General features: G+C 61.2%; 13 protein-coding genes and 1 tRNA gene. 6 read left to right on the plus strand and 8 right to left on the minus strand.

The window, feature by feature from the left end:
- Window positions 1–43 precede the first annotated feature (43 nt).
- Window positions 44–117, plus strand: a tRNA-Gly gene (locus AC1ENN_RS08800).
- Between the two features lie 61 nt (window positions 118–178).
- Here the strand turns inward: AC1ENN_RS08800 and AC1ENN_RS08805 are convergent.
- Both AC1ENN_RS08805 and AC1ENN_RS08810 read right to left on the minus strand, forming a co-directional pair.
- Window positions 179–1,072, minus strand: coding sequence for an alpha/beta hydrolase fold domain-containing protein (locus AC1ENN_RS08805; protein WP_449646967.1), 894 nt, complete (start codon window positions 1,070–1,072; stop codon window positions 179–181).
- Window positions 1,073–1,078: 6 nt separating this feature from the next.
- Complete coding sequence (locus tag AC1ENN_RS08810) at window positions 1,079–1,252, minus strand: hypothetical protein (RefSeq protein WP_449646968.1); 174 nt, start codon at window positions 1,250–1,252, stop codon at window positions 1,079–1,081.
- Window positions 1,253–1,437: 185 nt separating this feature from the next.
- Between AC1ENN_RS08810 and AC1ENN_RS08815 the strand changes: the two genes are divergently transcribed.
- Together AC1ENN_RS08815 and AC1ENN_RS08820 are read left to right on the plus strand one after the other, a co-directional pair.
- A complete protein-coding gene (locus AC1ENN_RS08815; RefSeq protein ID WP_449646969.1) occupies window positions 1,438–1,623 on the plus strand; it encodes a DUF2510 domain-containing protein in 186 nt (61 codons plus the stop codon).
- Window positions 1,624–1,821: 198 nt separating this feature from the next.
- On the plus strand, window positions 1,822–7,125 hold the full coding sequence (locus tag AC1ENN_RS08820) for an SCO7613 C-terminal domain-containing membrane protein (protein ID WP_480405866.1): 5,304 nt from the start codon (window positions 1,822–1,824) through the stop codon (window positions 7,123–7,125).
- Between the two features lie 17 nt (window positions 7,126–7,142).
- On the opposite strand, the gene AC1ENN_RS08825 is transcribed toward AC1ENN_RS08820, so the two are convergent.
- Window positions 7,143–7,790 carry a response regulator transcription factor gene (locus tag AC1ENN_RS08825; protein WP_480405867.1) on the minus strand — a complete coding sequence of 216 codons (648 nt, stop codon included), beginning with the start codon at window positions 7,788–7,790 and terminating at the stop codon, window positions 7,143–7,145.
- A gap of 10 nt (window positions 7,791–7,800) precedes the next feature.
- Window positions 7,801–9,171 (minus strand): sensor histidine kinase, encoded by a 1,371-nt coding sequence (locus AC1ENN_RS08830; protein WP_480405868.1) that lies wholly within the window; start codon window positions 9,169–9,171, stop codon window positions 7,801–7,803.
- Window positions 9,172–9,386: 215 nt separating this feature from the next.
- Here AC1ENN_RS08830 and AC1ENN_RS08835 point away from each other — a divergent pair, with 215 nt between their 5' ends.
- A complete protein-coding gene (locus AC1ENN_RS08835; RefSeq protein WP_197105938.1) occupies window positions 9,387–9,875 on the plus strand; it encodes a Dps family protein in 489 nt (162 codons plus the stop codon).
- A 36-nt stretch (window positions 9,876–9,911) separates the two neighbouring features.
- Here AC1ENN_RS08835 and AC1ENN_RS08840 read toward each other — a convergent pair whose 3' ends face one another.
- Genes AC1ENN_RS08840 through AC1ENN_RS08855 form a run of 4 tightly spaced genes read right to left on the minus strand, consistent with a single transcriptional unit; the run spans window position 9,912 to window position 13,530 of the window.
- On the minus strand, window positions 9,912–11,357 hold the full coding sequence (locus AC1ENN_RS08840; RefSeq protein ID WP_480405869.1) for an amidohydrolase: 1,446 nt from the start codon (window positions 11,355–11,357) through the stop codon (window positions 9,912–9,914).
- Complete coding sequence (locus AC1ENN_RS08845) at window positions 11,344–11,967, minus strand: FMN-binding negative transcriptional regulator (protein WP_480390934.1); 624 nt, start codon at window positions 11,965–11,967, stop codon at window positions 11,344–11,346. Before AC1ENN_RS08845 ends, AC1ENN_RS08840 begins: the two co-directional genes overlap by 14 nt.
- A 1-nt stretch (window position 11,968) precedes the next feature.
- Complete coding sequence (locus AC1ENN_RS08850) at window positions 11,969–13,042, minus strand: Fpg/Nei family DNA glycosylase (RefSeq protein ID WP_480390935.1); 1,074 nt, start codon at window positions 13,040–13,042, stop codon at window positions 11,969–11,971.
- Window positions 13,042–13,530, minus strand: coding sequence for a ribose-5-phosphate isomerase (locus tag AC1ENN_RS08855; protein ID WP_480390936.1), 489 nt, complete (start codon window positions 13,528–13,530; stop codon window positions 13,042–13,044). The genes AC1ENN_RS08850 and AC1ENN_RS08855 overlap by 1 nt, the downstream gene beginning before the upstream one ends.
- A 106-nt stretch (window positions 13,531–13,636) precedes the next feature.
- Here AC1ENN_RS08855 and pepN point away from each other — a divergent pair, with 106 nt between their 5' ends.
- Together pepN and AC1ENN_RS08865 are read left to right on the plus strand one after the other, a co-directional pair.
- A complete protein-coding gene (gene pepN, locus AC1ENN_RS08860; protein WP_480405870.1) occupies window positions 13,637–16,177 on the plus strand; it encodes an aminopeptidase N in 2,541 nt (846 codons plus the stop codon).
- Between the two features lie 75 nt (window positions 16,178–16,252).
- Complete coding sequence (locus AC1ENN_RS08865) at window positions 16,253–17,242, plus strand: mechanosensitive ion channel family protein (RefSeq protein ID WP_480390938.1); 990 nt, start codon at window positions 16,253–16,255, stop codon at window positions 17,240–17,242.
- Window positions 17,243–17,359 lie beyond the last annotated feature (117 nt).

The raw sequence follows: 17,359 nt of genomic DNA on the forward strand, positions 1-17,359 counted from the left end.
AGGTACAGTATTCCTCGGCGCACAGCACGATCGGGTGCCGAGTGGGGATGTAGCTTAATGGTAAAGCCTCAGTCTTCCAAACTGATGACCGGAGTTCGATTCTCCGTATCCCCTCCACTACTAAAGGCCGCCTCGTTCGAGGCGGCCTTTAGTCGTTAACGCGGTTCTGTGAGGCTGCTCAGCGAATAGCCGTCGCTGCCACTGCCCGAGCTTGCGCCCCTTCAGGGATAGGCAGGATCGGATAGTTGTGGATCATTCCCTCCCCCACATGGAAGTCGATCTGAATGCCCTGTTCGGTTGCTTGTTCGAGCAGTCGAAGTGCATCGGCGTGCACGATGTCTCGCGTTCCGGTGAACACGGTTATCGGACCGAGGCCCGCTAGCTCGCCGTGGATCGGGCTTACTCGCCAGTCAGATTCCGGCAATTCTGCGCGATACAGTGCTCCCGCTGCCTTAGTTCCCGGCACAGCCAGCCAGGGATCGCTTGGCGCGATCTCCGCCAGTTTGGGGTCAGTCCCACTGATGTCGAGCCACGGCGCCGACAGGACGATCGCCCGCAACGGTTCGTGTTTGCGGTCGCGAAGTTCCATCGCCACCGCGAGCGCCATTCCACCTCCGGATGAATCACCAATCACACTGACATTGCTGGCACCCACCTCGGCGATCAGCGACTGCGCCAGGTTGGCAACTTTGTCGACAACGACGGATGCCTGCCCGGCTGGGGCAAGCGGCATGATCGGAACACTGATGGTTACGCCGGTTTCGCGAACGAGTTTGGCAACAAATCGCCAGTGAAGTGGATCAATTTCGAAGACGTAGCAACCGCCGTGAAGAAAGAGTGCCTTGGCTGGGCTAGCGCCGGCGCGAGCGGAGACGTCGAATACTGTCCATCCGTCAACAACGCGAGAAGTGACATCCACGTGACGGGAGATGGATGCTGGCGGTGTGGCCTGTGCGGGGTGCAGTCGAAGCTGCTCAACCCTGTTGAGAGTTTTTTGCGGATCACTAAACATGCGCTTTGACCCGCGGAGGGTCAACGCAAGAGGGGCGAGCCGACTCAGAAAGCTCGCCACGGTCAACTAGCTATCGATGCGCTTCATGATGTGAATCGGCACGAATACTCCGAGGCACGTGATGAGGAGTCCGCCCATGAAGACGACCGACTCGAGGCCCTCTACATAAAAAGCTTCGCCCATCATGTAAATTCCACCGACAAAGAGCGCCAAAGAGATTACAAAACCGAAGATGTTCACGCGACTATCTTACCCACGGTCAGAGGGGTCGCGTTTAGCCGCGCGCGGCAACTAACTGACCCCTTGTCAGGATTCGAGCGTGCCCCCTATACTGGGGATAGCCGTTCGCCGAACTGATCCCCCGCGGCTGGATCGCACGCCGCACCCGTATCGCCCACCGCGGCAGGGCACCTTGGACTCCCCCGATGTCTAACACCGCTACTCAACTTCCCCCCTTCGGTTGGTACCCGGATCCCGCTGGCAGCCACATGCTGCGCTGGTGGGATGGTCAAGCGTGGACTAACCGCCTCGAAAAGCCTCGCCCAGAAATCCAGATAGCGAATGGCTTCTCGCAGCAGCAGTCCACACTTTCGCGTCTAATCGCTTCTTAAGGATTATTCAACGCTACTCTGAGGGTTCCTCCCGAAAGGAACTCCGAGTAAATGGTTGGTGCACCGCGTTCCTTCATTGAGCATGTCGGCCACGTACTTTTTCCCCGTGGCCCCAAAGACCTCATTGACAGTTCACGCTGCCCTGCCTGCTTTGTAGCACTTCCGAACAACTTGGTGTGTGTGAGTTGCGGGCTCGACATGAACCACCCCGACGCCGCTCGCCTACGGGACGAGTCACTCAACGTCGTTGCACTCATGGATGCGCGGCTTGAACTGATCGGAAAGATCCGGTTCGAGACAGCCGCCGAACGCACGCGAATTCGCGATGAGCTCCGTCTTGCCGAACGAGCCGCGCTCGAAGCAGCCGCAGCTCAACGCGCGGCTCGCTCAACAGCCGCACTGGCCTCCCCCACTCACACTGTTGCCGCCGAGGCTCCCCCGACGACACTGGCAACACCGGTATATCCGCAGCCGACATCGGCGCCAGATGTTGCTGCAGCTGCTTCGGCTGCTGCTGCAGCCACCTCATCTCTTGCGAGCCCTCTCGAGCCTGCGCCTCGCCTGACCGAATACACAGCGTCCGGCGTAAATGAAGCACCCACCGCTCGCTCACATACGGGCATCCAGGTCATCCTGCTGATCGTCGGAGTGTCACTACTGTCGGTCGGCGCAATCTTCTTCCTCATCTACGCCTTCATTAGCTTCGGACTCATCTGGCGGTCAGCGATCATCGCGACCATCACTATCGCGAGCATCGTCGGCGCAACGATGGTGAAAAAACGTGGGCTCTCCGCGACAGCAGAAGCACTCTCAGCACTGGCCGTCGTGCTTGTTGTGCTCGATATCTATGCAGTGCGCGCCAACGAGCTACTAGTCGTCGGCGACTCCGCTGGTCGCGTGTACTGGGGAGCCGCCCTGATTGTGGCCTCGCTGGGGTTCATGTTCTGGCACCGGGCGAGCAAACTCACCCTCGTCAACGTGCTTGGCTTCGCCGCGTTCCCTCCCGCCGCCGCACTCCTCATCGCTGGGCTCGCCAATGGAGACTCCCCGAACACTTTCGTGTTGATTCCGATGGTGGCCTTCTCCGCCGCGACGCTCATCTACCTGACCGCCGCCCACGGCAACTACCGTGGGGTAGCCGAGCGAGTGATCATGATCGTCTACGCGTTCGTATCACTCTCGATCGGATTCCTCAGCGCGCTCGCCTCCCTCTATTTCCCGCTCCGATTGTCAGACGACGACTCGACCGCAAGCTGGCTCCTCCTGTTGGGCGCCGTCGCGGCAGCCCACAGTGTTGCCGCACAGCGGGCAGGTTTCGGCACGATCATCCGTAATAGCTTTGCCGTGATCTCTGGGATAACCGTGGCAACTGCGATGTGGAATCTCATCGAAACTGATGCCCCTATCGGCGCATTCGCCGTCGTCGCAACCCTGACCGCCCTAGCTGTACTCAGCGAAGGCAGCGGACGATACTTCGGCGCTGCGAGCCGCAACACGACCCATTGGGCGTCGCTCGGAGTCTGGGCGATCACCGCAATCGCTCTCATCTCGCCCCTCGCGAGCTCACTCGCTATTGCCATGCAGTACGTTACTCAGTCGTCGCTGCGCCGCATCACACCGGCGAGCGCGCCGTTCGACGTCAGCGACAACGGCTGGCCCCAACTCGCGATTCTCAGCGTTCCCGTCATCATGACGCTCGCGTGGTGGGCTACAGGACAACTTCGCGCACGGCTCCCCCTAGTGCTCGCGAGCGCCGGTGCTGCGCTCGCCCTCGCTGCGCCGCTGGCCGGAACGCTGTTGCCGGTCATTGCGGTCTGGCTCGCGCTGGCGGCACTCGCTGTGGTCGCAATTGGCATCAGCCAGCGCCGCCGCCCTGGGCTACGCACCAGCACGGTCATCCTCATCATTGGCGGCTCCCTTCCTCTGGTGCTCGCCTATGTCTCAGGATGGTCGAGCTACGGCACGTGGCTACTCGCCAGCATGGGCACCGCCGCAATTCTCTTCGCCGCCCGCTACCTCGTCACCGCCGTTGCCGTTCGCGCCACGATGCTCGGCACGGCGATGCTCGCGCTTCTTCTCGCGGCCGCTGGCTTCGGCGAACAACTGCAATTCGCTCTCACCGCCACGAGCCCCAACCCTCTCGAATCATGGCTGACCGTCTCCGTTCTTGCCGTGATCATCAGTGCCCGATCGCTCTGGCCCCGCACGCGCGAAGTAACCGACCTCGAACGACGAGTTTTGTGGTGGATGGGATTCGTCAGCACAGCACTGGCAGGCAGCATTCTCTGGACCTCGACAGTCGACGGGGCCCCATTCCCCGACGCACCGCTCGCTCTCAGCCTGAACATCATCAGTGTGGTCGTCGCCGTGCTCTTGGTCACCATACTCAGCATCACCATGCTGAGGAGCACCACATTCAGCAACACAGTTTCTACCAGCACAGCGTCTACCGGCACGGGTGTGACGAGCCCGACGCAGACGCGCACTGCCGAAAGACTCGTCGCTGCTGCCGCCCTCGCTCCCGCTCTGGTGTGGGCGCTCGATAGTGCGAGCCGCACCGCCGGTCTCGGCGCCATAGCGATCGAGCTGGCTCCGGCCACGGCATCCGTTCTCGTCGGCGCTCTGAGCATGACTCTTCGCGTGCGCCAACACCACACGCTCGTTCGGCGCATTGGAGAGCTCAGCGCGCTAACGGTTGCGGCAATCACCACGGCAAGCGCAATTCTTCAACCCCACGAAACGCACTGGCTAATCGCCCTGCTCGTCTCGATCACGCTTCTGCTGGCGTCGATCTCCGCCGACGGAATCTTTGGCTCACATTCGCCGCGTCGCTTCGTCATCTGGGGCGCAGTTGCGTTCTCCACTTGGGCGCTCTGGTTGCGCCTCGACCAGTCCCGGGTTGAGGCCCTCGAAGCCTACGTACTCCCGCTTGCCGCAATCGTGTTGGCTATCTCGATCTTCACTGCCCGCGCAGAGTTACGGGAATCCTCCCTGCGCTCGGCACCCTTCATCGCACTCGCCGGCCTCCTCATTGCCGTAGTTCCGCTCGCGCTCAACGCAGCAAGCGGCTCGGGAACAAGTACGCTCATCATCTCCGCACTCTGTGGGGCACTCCTGCTCGCGGCCGCCTTCATCGCACCACGCCCGTCACTGCTCAGCTTCTGGGGCATCAGCGTTGTAGCCGCCGCCACCGGACTCATCACCGCCACAGCAGCCCGCACCCTCTACTCGTTCACTGCCGCACCAAGTGCTCAGCCCAACGCCGAGTTCATGCTCATCGGCGCCGTGACGCTTCTGACCGTTGCCAGTTTCGGGCTCGCCTACACAGACTTCGCGCGCGTTTCGCACTCAACTCTGTGGCAGAAGTCGAGCCCCGCACTACTGGGCGCCGCCGTCGTACTGCTCTATGCGGTCGAAGGCATCATCGCGATCGACTTGAACGGTTCGTCGACACCGCTCAGCAGCATCCGCATCGTTGCCTTGGTGACTCTCGGCGCTGCGCTCCTCGTCACCAACGCTCGGTTCGCGAAGCCGCCACTCACCCGCACCGTTGCCTACGTGGCGTTCACCTTCGCTGTGCTCGTAGCGCTCGGCACCTACGTCGTCAGCGCAACGCTCTACCTCGAATTCTGGCTCATCGCCGCAATTCTTGGCTTCGGGATGATCGCCCGAGCGCTCATGATGCGCTCACGTGAGAACGCCATGCTCGAACCCCGCACGCTGTGGTGGGCCGGATTCAGTGTCACGGCTCTGGCGGCAGCATCCCTCTGGAGTGCCAACCTTGCGGGCACGGCCTTTGCAAGTGGAGCCGGGTCACCCGCTCCGTTCATGCTCGATCTGTCCATCGTCAACGTCGTTGGCGCCGTTCTCGTACTTACCGCACTGAGCTTCACTATCTTTGGGCGCGGTGCGAGCGCCTCCGTTCCCGAAGCAATTGCTGCAGCTGCCGCCCTCGCCCCCGCCACGGCCTGGTTGCTCGACAGCGCAAGCAGAATGATCGAACTCCCCACGGTCGCCATCGAACTCGCCCCCGCCACGGCATCCGTGCTCGTCGGCGCTTTCAGCGTGATTCTGCGCCTGCGCGACCACGACGCTCCCGTTCGACGAGCCAGCGAGATTAGCGCGCTGGCTGTTGCCGCGATCACCACAGTGAGCGCAATCCTTGAACCGCAGCACACGCCATGGTTGATCGCGCTGCTCGTGTCGGTAACGGTGCTCCTCAGCTCGATCTCGCGTGACGGAGTGTTCGGATCGGCATCATTGCGCCGCCACGCTATATGGGGTGCTGTCGCGTTCGGCACTTGGGCGCTCTGGTTGCGCCTCGATCAGTCCCGCGTCGAAGCGCTCGAAGCCTATGTGCTTCCCCTCGCCGCCATCGTCATCGCACTCTCGATCTTCATCGCGCGCGCAGAACTGCGGCAAGCACGGCTAGCCTCGGCTCCGGCGATTACTCTCGCCGGACTCCTCATCGCGATACTGCCACTCGCACTGAATGCTGCCAGTGGTGACGGACTCCGCACCCTCGTCATTGCTGGGCTCTGCGGGGCACTGCTCCTGACCGCCGCCTTCGTGGAACCGCGCAGCGACCTCATCGACTTCTGGGGCGTTGCGATCATCGCCTCCGCGATCGGGCTTGTCGTCACCACCGCTTCGCGCGCAATCATCATGATCGCCGACAGTCGAGGGATGGTGCCCGAACTCGACGCTGGACTGCTCGCCGCCGCCGCGGTGCTTGCCCTTGCCAGCTTCGGTGCTGCCGCCAGCGGATTCTCGCACGACGATAACCGCCCCCGCTGGGCCGTGCTCAGCGAAGTGCTACTCGGTAGCGCACTCGTGTTGCTCTACGCGATAGAGACGCTCGCGCTTCTTGAGGCAGGTCAGCGCGACCAGCCAATCGACACCATCCGAATCATCGTTCTCGCAGCCCTCGGCGGCGCACTGCTCGTGCTCGCTTCACGTCCATCGACGCGACCACTCACCCACCGAATGAGCTACCTCGGGTTCGCCCTCGCCAGCATTGTCGGAGCTATCGCCTACTTCGGCGATCTCGTGCAGCCGCTGGAATGGGTCACCGTGCTCATCGGCGTTGCCCTCCTCGCCCACGGGAGCCTTCGAATGGTGAGCGACCCGGATGCTCGAAGCATGCGTTGGCTCAGTGCTGGGCTCCTCATCCTGCTGGCACCAAGCCTCATCGCAACGTTCATCGACACTGACAGCGATGGCACTCAGTGGCGCATCGTCGCCCTCGGAATCGTCGCGGTAGCGATCATCGTTGTTGGGGCATGGCTCAAGCTCAAAGCACCACTCGTTATCGCCACGATTGTCGTACTCATCCACGCATCACACACGTTCGCTCCCGCGCTGATCAGCTTCTATCAACTGACCTCGTGGTGGCTCTGGGCAGTTATCGGCGGCGCGATCGTGTTGTTCTTGGGCATCACACTTGAGCGGCGCATCCGCGATCTCACAACCCTCAACACCAAGTTCAGCGCGCTGCGCTAGGGCTAATTCGAGTGAGCTTAGCGCTGCAACCAGGTGAGAACAGCGAGCACTCGTCGGTGATCGCTGCCGGAATCTTCCAAATTAAGCTTCTGAAAAATCGATGTGACGTTCTTCTCCACAGCGCCAACTCCGATCACCAATTTCTGGGCAATGGCGGCGTTGGTGCGCCCCTCCGCCACCAGAGTCATCACTTCGTGCTCGCGCGGCGTGAGGGTCATCAACGGATCCTGACGGCGACCGACCAACTGCGCGACAACCTCAGGGTCAAGCACCGTACTGCCGGCAGAAATGCGCTCAACAGCATCCCGAAGCTGATCAAGCGAAGCCACACGATCTTTCAGTAGATAGCCGACACCGCCACGGCCAGAAGAGAGCAGTTCTTGGGCGTAGACAACCTCGACATACTGCGACAGCAACAGGATGCCGATCTGCGGTCGCAATTCGCGCAAACGAATCGCCGCCCGCACTCCCTCGTCGCGAAACGTCGGCGGCATTCGCACATCGAGCACGACCAGATCGGGCTCGCAGCTATCGAGATTGGAGAGCAGTTCATCCGCGTCACCAAAAGCGCCGACAACATCGAACCCTGCTTCGACGAGCACACGCACGAGCCCCTCACGCAGCAGCACCGAGTCGTCGGCAACAGCAACACGTAAAGGGCTCATGCGCTCAAGACTAGAGGGCAACGGGAGCCTGTTCTGCACTCTGCTTCGGTAACGGTAGTCGCGCCGTCACCGAGGTGGGCCCGCCTTCAGGGCTTTCGATTTCGAAGCTTCCACCGACGCCGCGAACGCGTTCCGCGATTCCGGCCAAGCCGTGCTCGGCGGTGATAGCGGCGCCGCCCTGACCGTCATCGGTGACCTTCACTAGTAGCCACGAACGGTCGTCAGCCAGCTCAGTGCTCAAGTGCACCTCGGCGTGGCTGGCCTGAGCATGTTTCGCGACATTCGTCAGCAACTCAGCAACCACGAAGTACGACGCTCGTTCGATCTCACCGGGCAAGATGAGTGGGGCCGGAAGCTCTGAAGTGAGCGAGGTCGGCACGACGGAGCGTGTGGCCACCGATTCGAGGGCAGCGACAAGGCCGCGATCGAGCAAGAGCGGCGGTGCGAAACCGCGAGAAAGTGCCCGCAATTCTTCGAGGGCCTCGGATGACTGCGCTTGGGCTTCCGTCAACAGCTGACGAGCTTTCTCTGGGTCGGTGTCGAGTTGGCGTTCGGCGGCGGCAAGATCCATTTGCAGTCGTACGAGGCGCTGTTGCGGACCGTCGTGGATGTCGCGTTCAAGGCGACGAAGAGAGTGGCCTTCTGCTGAGAGGGCCGCGCCGCGCGACTCTTCGAGGGACTGCACTTCACGGCGCAGCCCGTCCGACCTGAAGGCCGTGAGGGTTCCGCGGGCAAGCCACCACTGGGTCAGGACGAGACCGCGTGTGACGAAGGGCAGCGTCGCGATGAAGATGAGTCCGACGGCGAAGGCGACGATGTTGTCGGCGATTTCAAGGTTCCAGCCGGTGGTGTTTACGCCGAGGAGTCCGAAGAACCATTCTCCGAGCGACCAGTCGGAGTTTTCCCCATCGACTTGACTGCGAACGAACCAGGACGAGAGCCCGGTCAGCCCGACAACAACCCACACGAATGAGATTGTCCAGGTGATGAGGGTGAGAACGAAGCCCAAGATGGTGGTGTGCAGCAGGTACAGCCAGTAGTGCGGGTTGCCGAGCGTTGCGCTCAACCACCCGCCGAATCCGGTGGCGGCACGGTCGTCTTGCCAGTCGGGGCGTTCAAGTTTCTGGCGGCCGGCCCACTCCAGAAGGTTGACGTGTACGAGCCCGAAGCCGCGACCGACGTACAGCGCGAGGATCATCACGAAGAAACCGATGAGGAAGATAGCAAGGGTGCCGATGCCGGTGGCGACGAGAGAGATGGCCACACCAAACCCGGTCATCGCGATCGGGAAGCCCAGCATCAGGTACAACACCTCTTTTGGCGTGCTGCGCCACAGCTGCCAGTACGGGTTGCGGGGTTTTACTGCTGTCTGTGTCGTCATTGGTCTCTCGCTTTAGTCTCGCGCATTACAGGGCAGATGTTTGCCTTATTCAGGATCACGAAATCGAGGGACGGCGAACAGAGTGGATGCTCACCGATCGACAGTGGGGTTAGCCCCCGTGAGTCGAGTTGCGGCTGGTTAGCGTTGCCTCAGCTTGCTTGTGAAATTTTTGCTGCGTCGTAACGTTGAATCTGAAGAACAACGAAGGAGCACAAATGACCGAGATTAAAGCAGTTCCGCAGACCTCAGCCGATCCTGACGTCACCTCGGGTGTTGCCCAGTTTTTGGGTCCGGTAGTCACCGACCTCACTGCACTGTCGATTGATGGCAAGCAGGCTCACTGGCACGTTCGTGGTGTCAACTTTCAGGCCGTACACGAACTCCTCGACGTGATCGTCGACCACGCCCGCGAATGGGCAGACACCGCCGCTGAGCGTGTTGTGGCCCTTGGACTCCCGATTGATGCCCGCACCCAGACCGTCGGCGCCAAGGCAACAACCCCGAGCATGACGGCTGGATTCCAGCAGTCTGACGAGGTCATCGCTCAGGTCATCGCTGCGATCGACGCAACGCTCGTCACCGTGCGCACCGCAGTCGATGAGCTCGGCGAGCTCGACAAGGTCAGCGAAGACGTCGCGATTGAGATCGCTCGTGGGCTTGAGAAGGACCGCTGGTTCCTCTTCGCCCACCTCGCCACCAAGTAACTTTTCTGGTGGTCGCTTTGCCTGCGATGTGTTGTTCTACAACTCGTTGTGAGTGAAGCGACCATCAAGAATCGTCGCATCAACCCGCATCGCCCGCAGTTCTTCACCGCTGCAGTCGAGCGGGTTTTTTCGTGTCACCAGAATGTCGGCGACCTCGCCGACGGCGATTGTTGATTGGGTCGATGCCCGCAATGCTTCGTCGATAGTGATGCGCTGTTCTGGATGCCACGGCTCGCGCCCATCGCGACTGCGACTGACCGCCGAGGCGATGGTGGCCCACGGGTCGAGCGGAGCAACCGGAGCGTCAGAACCCATGAGGAGTTCCGCGCCAGCGTCGAGCAACGCTCGCAACGCGATGGTGCGGTGGGTGCGACCAGCCCAGTAAGCGTCTGCTACATCTCGGTCATCCATGGCGTGTTCGGGTTGCACGCTTGCGGCAATTCCGAGAGCGGCGAAACGAGGAATGTCTTCAGGGGAAAGCAACTGAGCGTGCTCGATGCGGCCACCGCATCCGACGGCCTCGAAAGCGTCGAGGGCAAGCCGGTTGGCGTCGTCGCCGATGGCGTGCACGGCCGGCGAAAGGCCGGCGTCACTTGCGGTGCGAATCCAGTCGATGAGTTCGTCGGTGGGGATATTTAGCATTCCCCGGTTTTCGCCATCTCCGGGGTAGGGCTCCATGCAGTACGCGGTTCGGGTGTTGAGCGAGCCATCGGTGATGACTTTGAATGGCCCGACCTCAAGAAGGGGGGCGAGTTGTTGCCCGGTTGCGAGGCCTTCGGATATTGCTCGTTCCAGGAACCGCGGGTAGACGCCAACGCGCACCCGGAACAGGTCGAAGCCTTCGAGCATACGGCGGTGCCAGTTGTCGAACTCCCACGTCATTTCGAGGTCGACAATGCCGACGACTCCGCGCGATGCTGCTTCTTGTGCGCTGTCGCGAATCCAGCCATCGAGAATTTCGGGTTCGACTCGGCTGAGCGCGCTTCCCACCGCAAAGGCTTCTTCTTCACGAAGAAATCCGGTCGGATGCTCGTAGAAGCCGAACCGTTCGAGGGCGAGGCTATTGAGCCAGCAGGAGTGCAGGTCGCCACTGACGAGCACGACGGCGATGTCGGCAACGGCGGAGTCGAGCAGTGCCCGGGTGGGCTGGTCTGGCCAGAGCGCGTCCCGGAATCCTTGGCCGACGATGATGCCATCGGAGTGCGCCAGAACGGAGGTGGCGAGAGTAACCGCGACTTCGGTCGCTGAGGTGGTGTGGCTCAGGTCGATTCGCTGGGACTGTTGGGCCCACATGCTGGAGTGCACGTGCTGATCCCAGAGACCGGGCATGATCCAGCGGCCGTCAAGGTCGACGGTGTCGTCGTGTGCTTCGGTCGCCGAAGCGTCGTGCGGCTCGATGGATGAGATTCGTCCCTCGGTGAGGGTCACGTCTACGAAACGTGTTGCATCATCTCCGACGATGCGGGCGTTACTCAGTTTCACTCGGTCGTGCCCTTGTCATTTCTGCGGCCAGTTCTGGGCTACTGTACGTGCCATTTGAGTTGAGTTCATCAATGATGTGCTGGTGCACTTCTGGCTTTTTGTTCTGGCTCATCTTCAGGCGGGCGTCGAAGCGGTCGATGACAATGCGCAGGCCGACGGTTCCTTTGGCGGTTCGGCGAGCGCCGGCTTCGTCATCCTTGAGGCTGACCGGATGCTCGACATGGTGTTCGAAGTGATCGACGAGTTCACTCAGCACCCGAAAATTCTCTTCTTCACTGAGGATCTCGGGGGTGCCGTAAAGGTGGGCGGTGGCATGGTTCCAGGTGGGGATGTCATCGCCTTCGGGGTACCAGCTTGACGAAATGTAGCCGTGCGGTCCCTGAATAATGACGAGTACTTCGTGCTGGCCGAGTTCGTGCAGTTCGTCATCGGGGCGCCCGAAGTGACTGACGAGACTGATCTGATCGTCGCGCTCTTCGAGCATCACTGGATAGTGCGAGGCGACCATGCCGTTCGAGGTTGGTGACACGATCGTGGCCCACGGGTTTTCGCTGACGAGTCGGCGCACTTCGGCCGGGTCAGTGATGACGTAGGTGGGGGTGTGTCGCATGTCAGCCTCCCTGAGGGTTGGTGCCTAATGGTGCCTGACAATTAGGGCACCAGTACAGTTTGCGCGCCGAGGCCAGTTCCATGGCGATATTCGTTCCACACACGCGGCACGGGAGACCTTCACGGTGATAAACCCAGTGTCGGTCGGCGCGGTTTGCGAGCGCGGCCGTGTAGTCGTCGCCGGTGAGGCCTTCCATGGTCATCATCTGCCCGGTGCGCACACCGATTTCGAGCAGGCGCGCCCAGTCCCTCCAGAGTTCGCGCAAAAGTTCTTCGGGGATGAGCTTTCCCGGCGTGTGGGGGTCGAGGCGAGCGCGGAACAAAATCTCGGCGCGGTAAACATTGCCGATGCCGCTGACGACCGACTGATCCATAAGCAGGATGCCGATGCCGGTCTGCTTTTTGCGCACCGTGGCGACGAAGCGTTCTTCGGCCTCGCCATTGTCATCGACGAGAGGGTCGGGCCCGAGCTTGTTGAGCGCGATCTGCACTTCGTCAGGATTGAGCACTTCGCAGGCCGTTGGCCCGCGCAGGTCAGCACAGGTGGTGTCGGTCAGGAGGCGAACGCGAACGGCGCCGATGGGCTCTGGCGGGAATTCTGAAGGCGCATCGCTGGCTTTCTCTTGCTCCGACATCCGCAAGCGTGTGCGGCGCGGGGCACCGATGCTCGCGAGGGAGTCTTCGTGCTCCCCCACGACGGTGTCGCGACTAGCCGCGCCGCTAGCAATCGAACCACCGGCATCCCCACCATCAACAGCCGCACCATCAATAACGGTTCCGTGCTGGTTGGTTTGCCCCATGCGGCCAGCAGCGGATGCCGTGGTCGCGTCGGCGGTGAAGTTGCCGGCGAAATCCCAGGCTCCGTAGAGCCCGAGGTGCACGCGCAGCCAGCGGTCGTGCTCGAATTCGAGGAACATCTGCTTGCCCACGGCTTTGGCGCTGAGCATCCGAAGTCCGTCGATGCGTTCAGCACCCGCAGCAAAGCGACCTTGCGGTGATGACACGGCGACGGTTTTGCCGACAAAGTGCAGCGCGAACTGGCGCGCAATGCGATGTACGGAATGCCCCTCAGGCATTACTGCTCGAAGGGGTGCGCGGCGATGGCGCCTGTCGTCTCGTATTCGGCGAGCTGCGCGATGCGGCGGGCGTGGCGCTCTTCACCGGAGAATGGCTCGGCGATGAACAGGTCGATGAAACGTGTGGCCTCGTCGACGGTGTGCTGGCGAGCGCCAATAGAGATGACATTGGCGTCATTGTGCTGGCGCGCGAGCGCGGCGGTCGAGTCATTCCAGACGAGGGCGGCGCGGATGCCTTTCACCTTGTTAGCGGCAATCTGCTCACCGTTTCCTGACCCGCCAAAGACAACACCGAGCGCTTCGATACCGGCAGTCTGGTCGGCGGCAACACCGAGCGCTGCGGCAATGCAGAACCCAGGGTAATCGTCGAGAGCGTCGTACTGAACGGGGCCGTGATCGATCACTTCGTGGCCGGCGTCGGTGAGGTGCTGCTGCAGGGTGGCACTGAACTCGAGGCCGGCATGATCGGTGGCGATATGGATGCGCATTCGCCCAGTCTACGGTCGCGATCATCCGCTATTGCTGACATTCTGCGGGCGCGGCATAAGCTAGTTGGGTGCGGTCACAAACCGCCCCAAAACGAAGGAGTTGTACGTGCCCGGAGAGAACCTCACCCGAGTTGAAGCGCAAGAACGTAAAGCGATTGTCAACGTTGACAGCTATGAGATTGCGCTTGACCTCACAACGGGTCCTGAGACGTTTAAGAGCAGCACGACTGTTCGCTTTACTGCCACTGCTGGCGCATCCACTTTCATTGATTCGATCACCCGCACGGTTGATTCGGTCACGCTCAACGGCACCGCTCTTGATGTTGCTGCCGTGAACGATGGTGTGCGTATCCAGCTCGACAACCTTGCTGAGAACAACGTTCTTGAGGTTGTGGCGGATGCCGAATACACCAACACTGGTGAGGGCCTGCACCGCTTCGTTGACCCTGTTGACGATGAGGTGTACCTCTACTCGCAGTTCGAGGTGCCGGATTCGCGTCGCGTCTTCGCTGTGTTCGAGCAGCCTGACCTCAAGGCAACGTTCCAGTTCACGGTGACGGCACCGGCACGCTGGGCTCTGATTAGCAACTCCCCCACGCCGACTCCAACAGTGGATGGCGAGAATGCCACGTGGGAGTTCCCACCCACTCAGATCATGTCGAGCTACATCACCGCGATTGTGGCGGGCCCGTATGCCGAGGTTCGCGACGAGCTCACCTCGAGCGATGGCCGTGTCATCCCCCTCGGAATCTTCACGCGTGCCTCGCTGAGCGAGTACCTCGATGCTGACTACATTTTCGAGAAAACCAAGCAGGGCTTCGAGTACTTCGAAAAGCACTTCCAGTACCCCTACCCCTTCGAGAAGTACGACCAGATGTTCGTCCCCGAGTTCAACGCGGGTGCGATGGAGAACGCGGGCGCTGTCACGTTCACCGAGACGTATGTGTTCCGTTCGAAGGTGACCGACGCCATCAAGGAACGTCGCGTTGTCACGATTCTGCACGAGCTGGCTCACATGTGGTTCGGCGACCTCGTCACCATGAAGTGGTGGAACGACCTCTGGCTCAACGAGTCATTTGCTGAGTGGGCATCCACCATCGCGACCGCTGAAGCTACCGAGTGGACCGAAGCGTGGACCACGTTCGCGGCCATGGAGAAGAGCTGGGCCTACAAGCAGGACCAGCTTCCCTCGACCCACCCCGTCTACGCCTCGATCAACGACCTCGATGATGTTCTCGTCAACTTCGATGGCATCACCTACGCCAAGGGTGGCTCGATTCTCAAGCAGCTCGTTGCCTGGGTTGGCCTCGAAGCGTTCATGGCCGGCGTTGCCGCGTACTTCAAGAAGCACGCCTACGGCAACACCGAACTCAAGGACCTGCTGGTCGAGCTGGAGAAGACCAGTGGCCGCGAGCTCATGGAGTGGAGCAAGCTCTGGCTTGAGACCGCTGGTGTGAACACGCTGCGCCCGGAAATTGTCACCGCTGAGGATGGCACTGTCGAGAGCTTCGCGATCGTTCAGACCGCGGCTGCCGACTACCCCACGATTCGCCCGCACCGTCTCGCTATTGGTTACTACTCGTTGCAGGGTGACAAGCTTGTTCGTCACCACCGCATCGAGATCGATGTTGAGGGTGAGCACACCGAGGTTCCTGAGCTTGTGGGCACGAAGCGCCCTGATCTGATCCTGATCAATGACGACGACCTCGCTTACGCGAAGATCCGTCTCGATGACTCGTCGCTTGCTGTCGCGATGAAGCACCTCTCGGACATCACTGACCCGCTGGCTCGCGCCATCGTGTGGGGTGCCGCGTGGGATGCTGCTCGTGATGCTGAGACTCCGGCCAGCGATTATGTTGGCCTAGTTCTCGGCAACATTGCGTCGGAGACCGAGTCGACCACCATCCGCACCACTCTCGCGCAGCTGGTTCTGGTGGCGAAGCAGTACGTTGCTCCGGAGCGTCGTACGGCCACGATCGAGAAGATCGGCGACACCCTCTGGGGTCTCGCTCAGAGTGCTGAGGCGGGGTCGGATGCTCAGTTCCAGTTCGTGAAGTACTTTGCGAATGTGGCCTCCACCGAACAGCACGTCACGGTGCTTCGCGCCCTGCTCAGCGGTTCGACCACGCTTGAGGGTCTCGAGATTGACACTGACCTGAGCTGGGAGCTTTTGGAGGGCCTCGTGCTCAACGGTGCTGCCGGTGATGCTGAAGTGGATGAGGCTCTCGCCAAGGACAAGACGGCGAACGGTCAGCAGGCTGCGGCTCGGGTTCGCGCAACGATTCCGACTGAAGCTGGCAAGCAGGCCGCCTTCGATTCGCTCGTGAAGAGTGACAAGGCGCCGAATGCGATCGTGCGCAACGTGACCATGGGCTATACCCACGTCAACGACCCCGCAGTGCTGGAAGCTTTTGTGGCTCCGTACTTCGAGGCGATCAACGATGTGTGGACGAACCGTAGCTACTCGATTGCCGAGACGGTCCTGCGTGGCCTCTACCCGGCACCGTTGGCCAGCCAAGGACTCGTGGATGCCACGAACGCGTGGCTTGAGGCGAACCCTGATGTTCCGGCTTTGCGCCGCATCATCGTGGAGAACCTTGCGGGGGTTGAGCGTGCGCTGGTAGTTCAGGCTCGCGACAACTGGTAGCACCCAGACGCCACACGGCGTGCGTGCGGGAGCCTAGCGGCGACTATTCAGCAGTCGCTCGCTAGGCTCCCATGCATGGAAGATTTCACGTTGGGCGGATTGCGCGCCAACATTGAGGCGTTTTTTGACGCATGGCCGATTGTCGAAGGCTTCGCGATCATTCTCGGCGCGTGGCTCATTCGCTTCGTTCTGGTCTTCGTCATCAAGCGTGTCGTTGACCGCATCGTTAATGGTGTGAAGCACAAAGAGAATATTCACGACACTCAGGTCTTGATGACCTCGCCACTGGCGGCCGTTCGTGTTGTGCAGCGCACTCGCACTCTGGGCGGGGTGCTTTCTAGTCTGGTCACGGTTGCCATTGTGATCGTCGTGCTGCTTCTGCTCTTCAATCTCTTCGTTCCTGGCGCCACGGGCGCGTTCGCCCTCATCACCGCAGCGACCGGTGCTGGTCTAGGTTTTGGTGCCCAAAACGTCGTGAAGGACGTGCTGAATGGTCTCTTCATGGTGGCCGAGGACCAGTTGGGCGTTGGCGACATTGTTGATCTCGGACCGGCTGTTGGTGTTGTTGAGTCTGTCGACATCCGCACCACACAGGTGCGCGATGTGAACGGAACCCTGTGGTTTGTGCGCAACGGTGAGATCACCCGGGTCGGCAATATGTCGCAGGGGTGGGCGCGCGTGATCATTGATCTTGCTGTGCCCTACGACTCCGATGTGGATGCCGTGCAGGAGCGCATCCTGAAAACCGCCGTCGACCTCTATAAGACTCCCAAGTGGACGACTCGCATCTTGGAGCAGCCCGAGATTTGGGGCATTGAATCTATTTCGTCGGAGGCGGTGGTGGTTCGCCTGGTGGTGAAGACGGCATCCGCGACGAAGGATGATGTTGCTCGCGAGCTGCGGGCTCGTTTGAAGAAGGATTTGGATGAGGCGGGTGTCAAACTTCCCGCTTTGAACTCGATCGTGTTGAGTGGCTTTGAGGGTGCTGCCAGTGTGCGCGGTGCACGACCGCCCCGCACGCGCCCGGTGCCCGTGAACTTTGGCGAGGAGAAGCCCAAGAAATGACCGACTCTGAGAATGTAGCTGAGCCTGAGAATGCAGCTGGCGCCGGCGCCGAGAACGTAGCCGAGACTGCGAACGCGGCGGAGCCCGCGAAGCGCCCGAAGATTCGCATCATTGCGA

This window comes from Rhodoglobus sp. G.S.23 (genome assembly GCF_056675935.1).

Excerpts from the sequence above, each read along its gene's own strand:
- AC1ENN_RS08865 (WP_480390938.1), top strand. The coding sequence starts at position 16,253 with ATGGAAGATTTCACGTTGGGCGGATTGCGCGCCAACATTGAGGCGTTT.
- AC1ENN_RS08835 (WP_197105938.1), top strand. The coding sequence starts at position 9,387 with ATGACCGAGATTAAAGCAGTTCCGCAGACCTCAGCCGATCCTGACGTC.
- AC1ENN_RS08845 (WP_480390934.1), bottom strand. The coding sequence starts at position 11,967 with ATGCGACACACCCCCACCTACGTCATCACTGACCCGGCCGAAGTGCGC.
- AC1ENN_RS08815 (WP_449646969.1), top strand. The coding sequence starts at position 1,438 with ATGTCTAACACCGCTACTCAACTTCCCCCCTTCGGTTGGTACCCGGAT.
- AC1ENN_RS08850 (WP_480390935.1), bottom strand. The coding sequence starts at position 13,042 with ATGCCTGAGGGGCATTCCGTACATCGCATTGCGCGCCAGTTCGCGCTG.
- AC1ENN_RS08825 (WP_480405867.1), bottom strand. The coding sequence starts at position 7,790 with ATGAGCCCTTTACGTGTTGCTGTTGCCGACGACTCGGTGCTGCTGCGT.
- AC1ENN_RS08830 (WP_480405868.1), bottom strand. The coding sequence starts at position 9,171 with ATGACGACACAGACAGCAGTAAAACCCCGCAACCCGTACTGGCAGCTG.
- AC1ENN_RS08855 (WP_480390936.1), bottom strand. The coding sequence starts at position 13,530 with ATGCGCATCCATATCGCCACCGATCATGCCGGCCTCGAGTTCAGTGCC.
- AC1ENN_RS08820 (WP_480405866.1), top strand. The coding sequence starts at position 1,822 with ATGAACCACCCCGACGCCGCTCGCCTACGGGACGAGTCACTCAACGTC.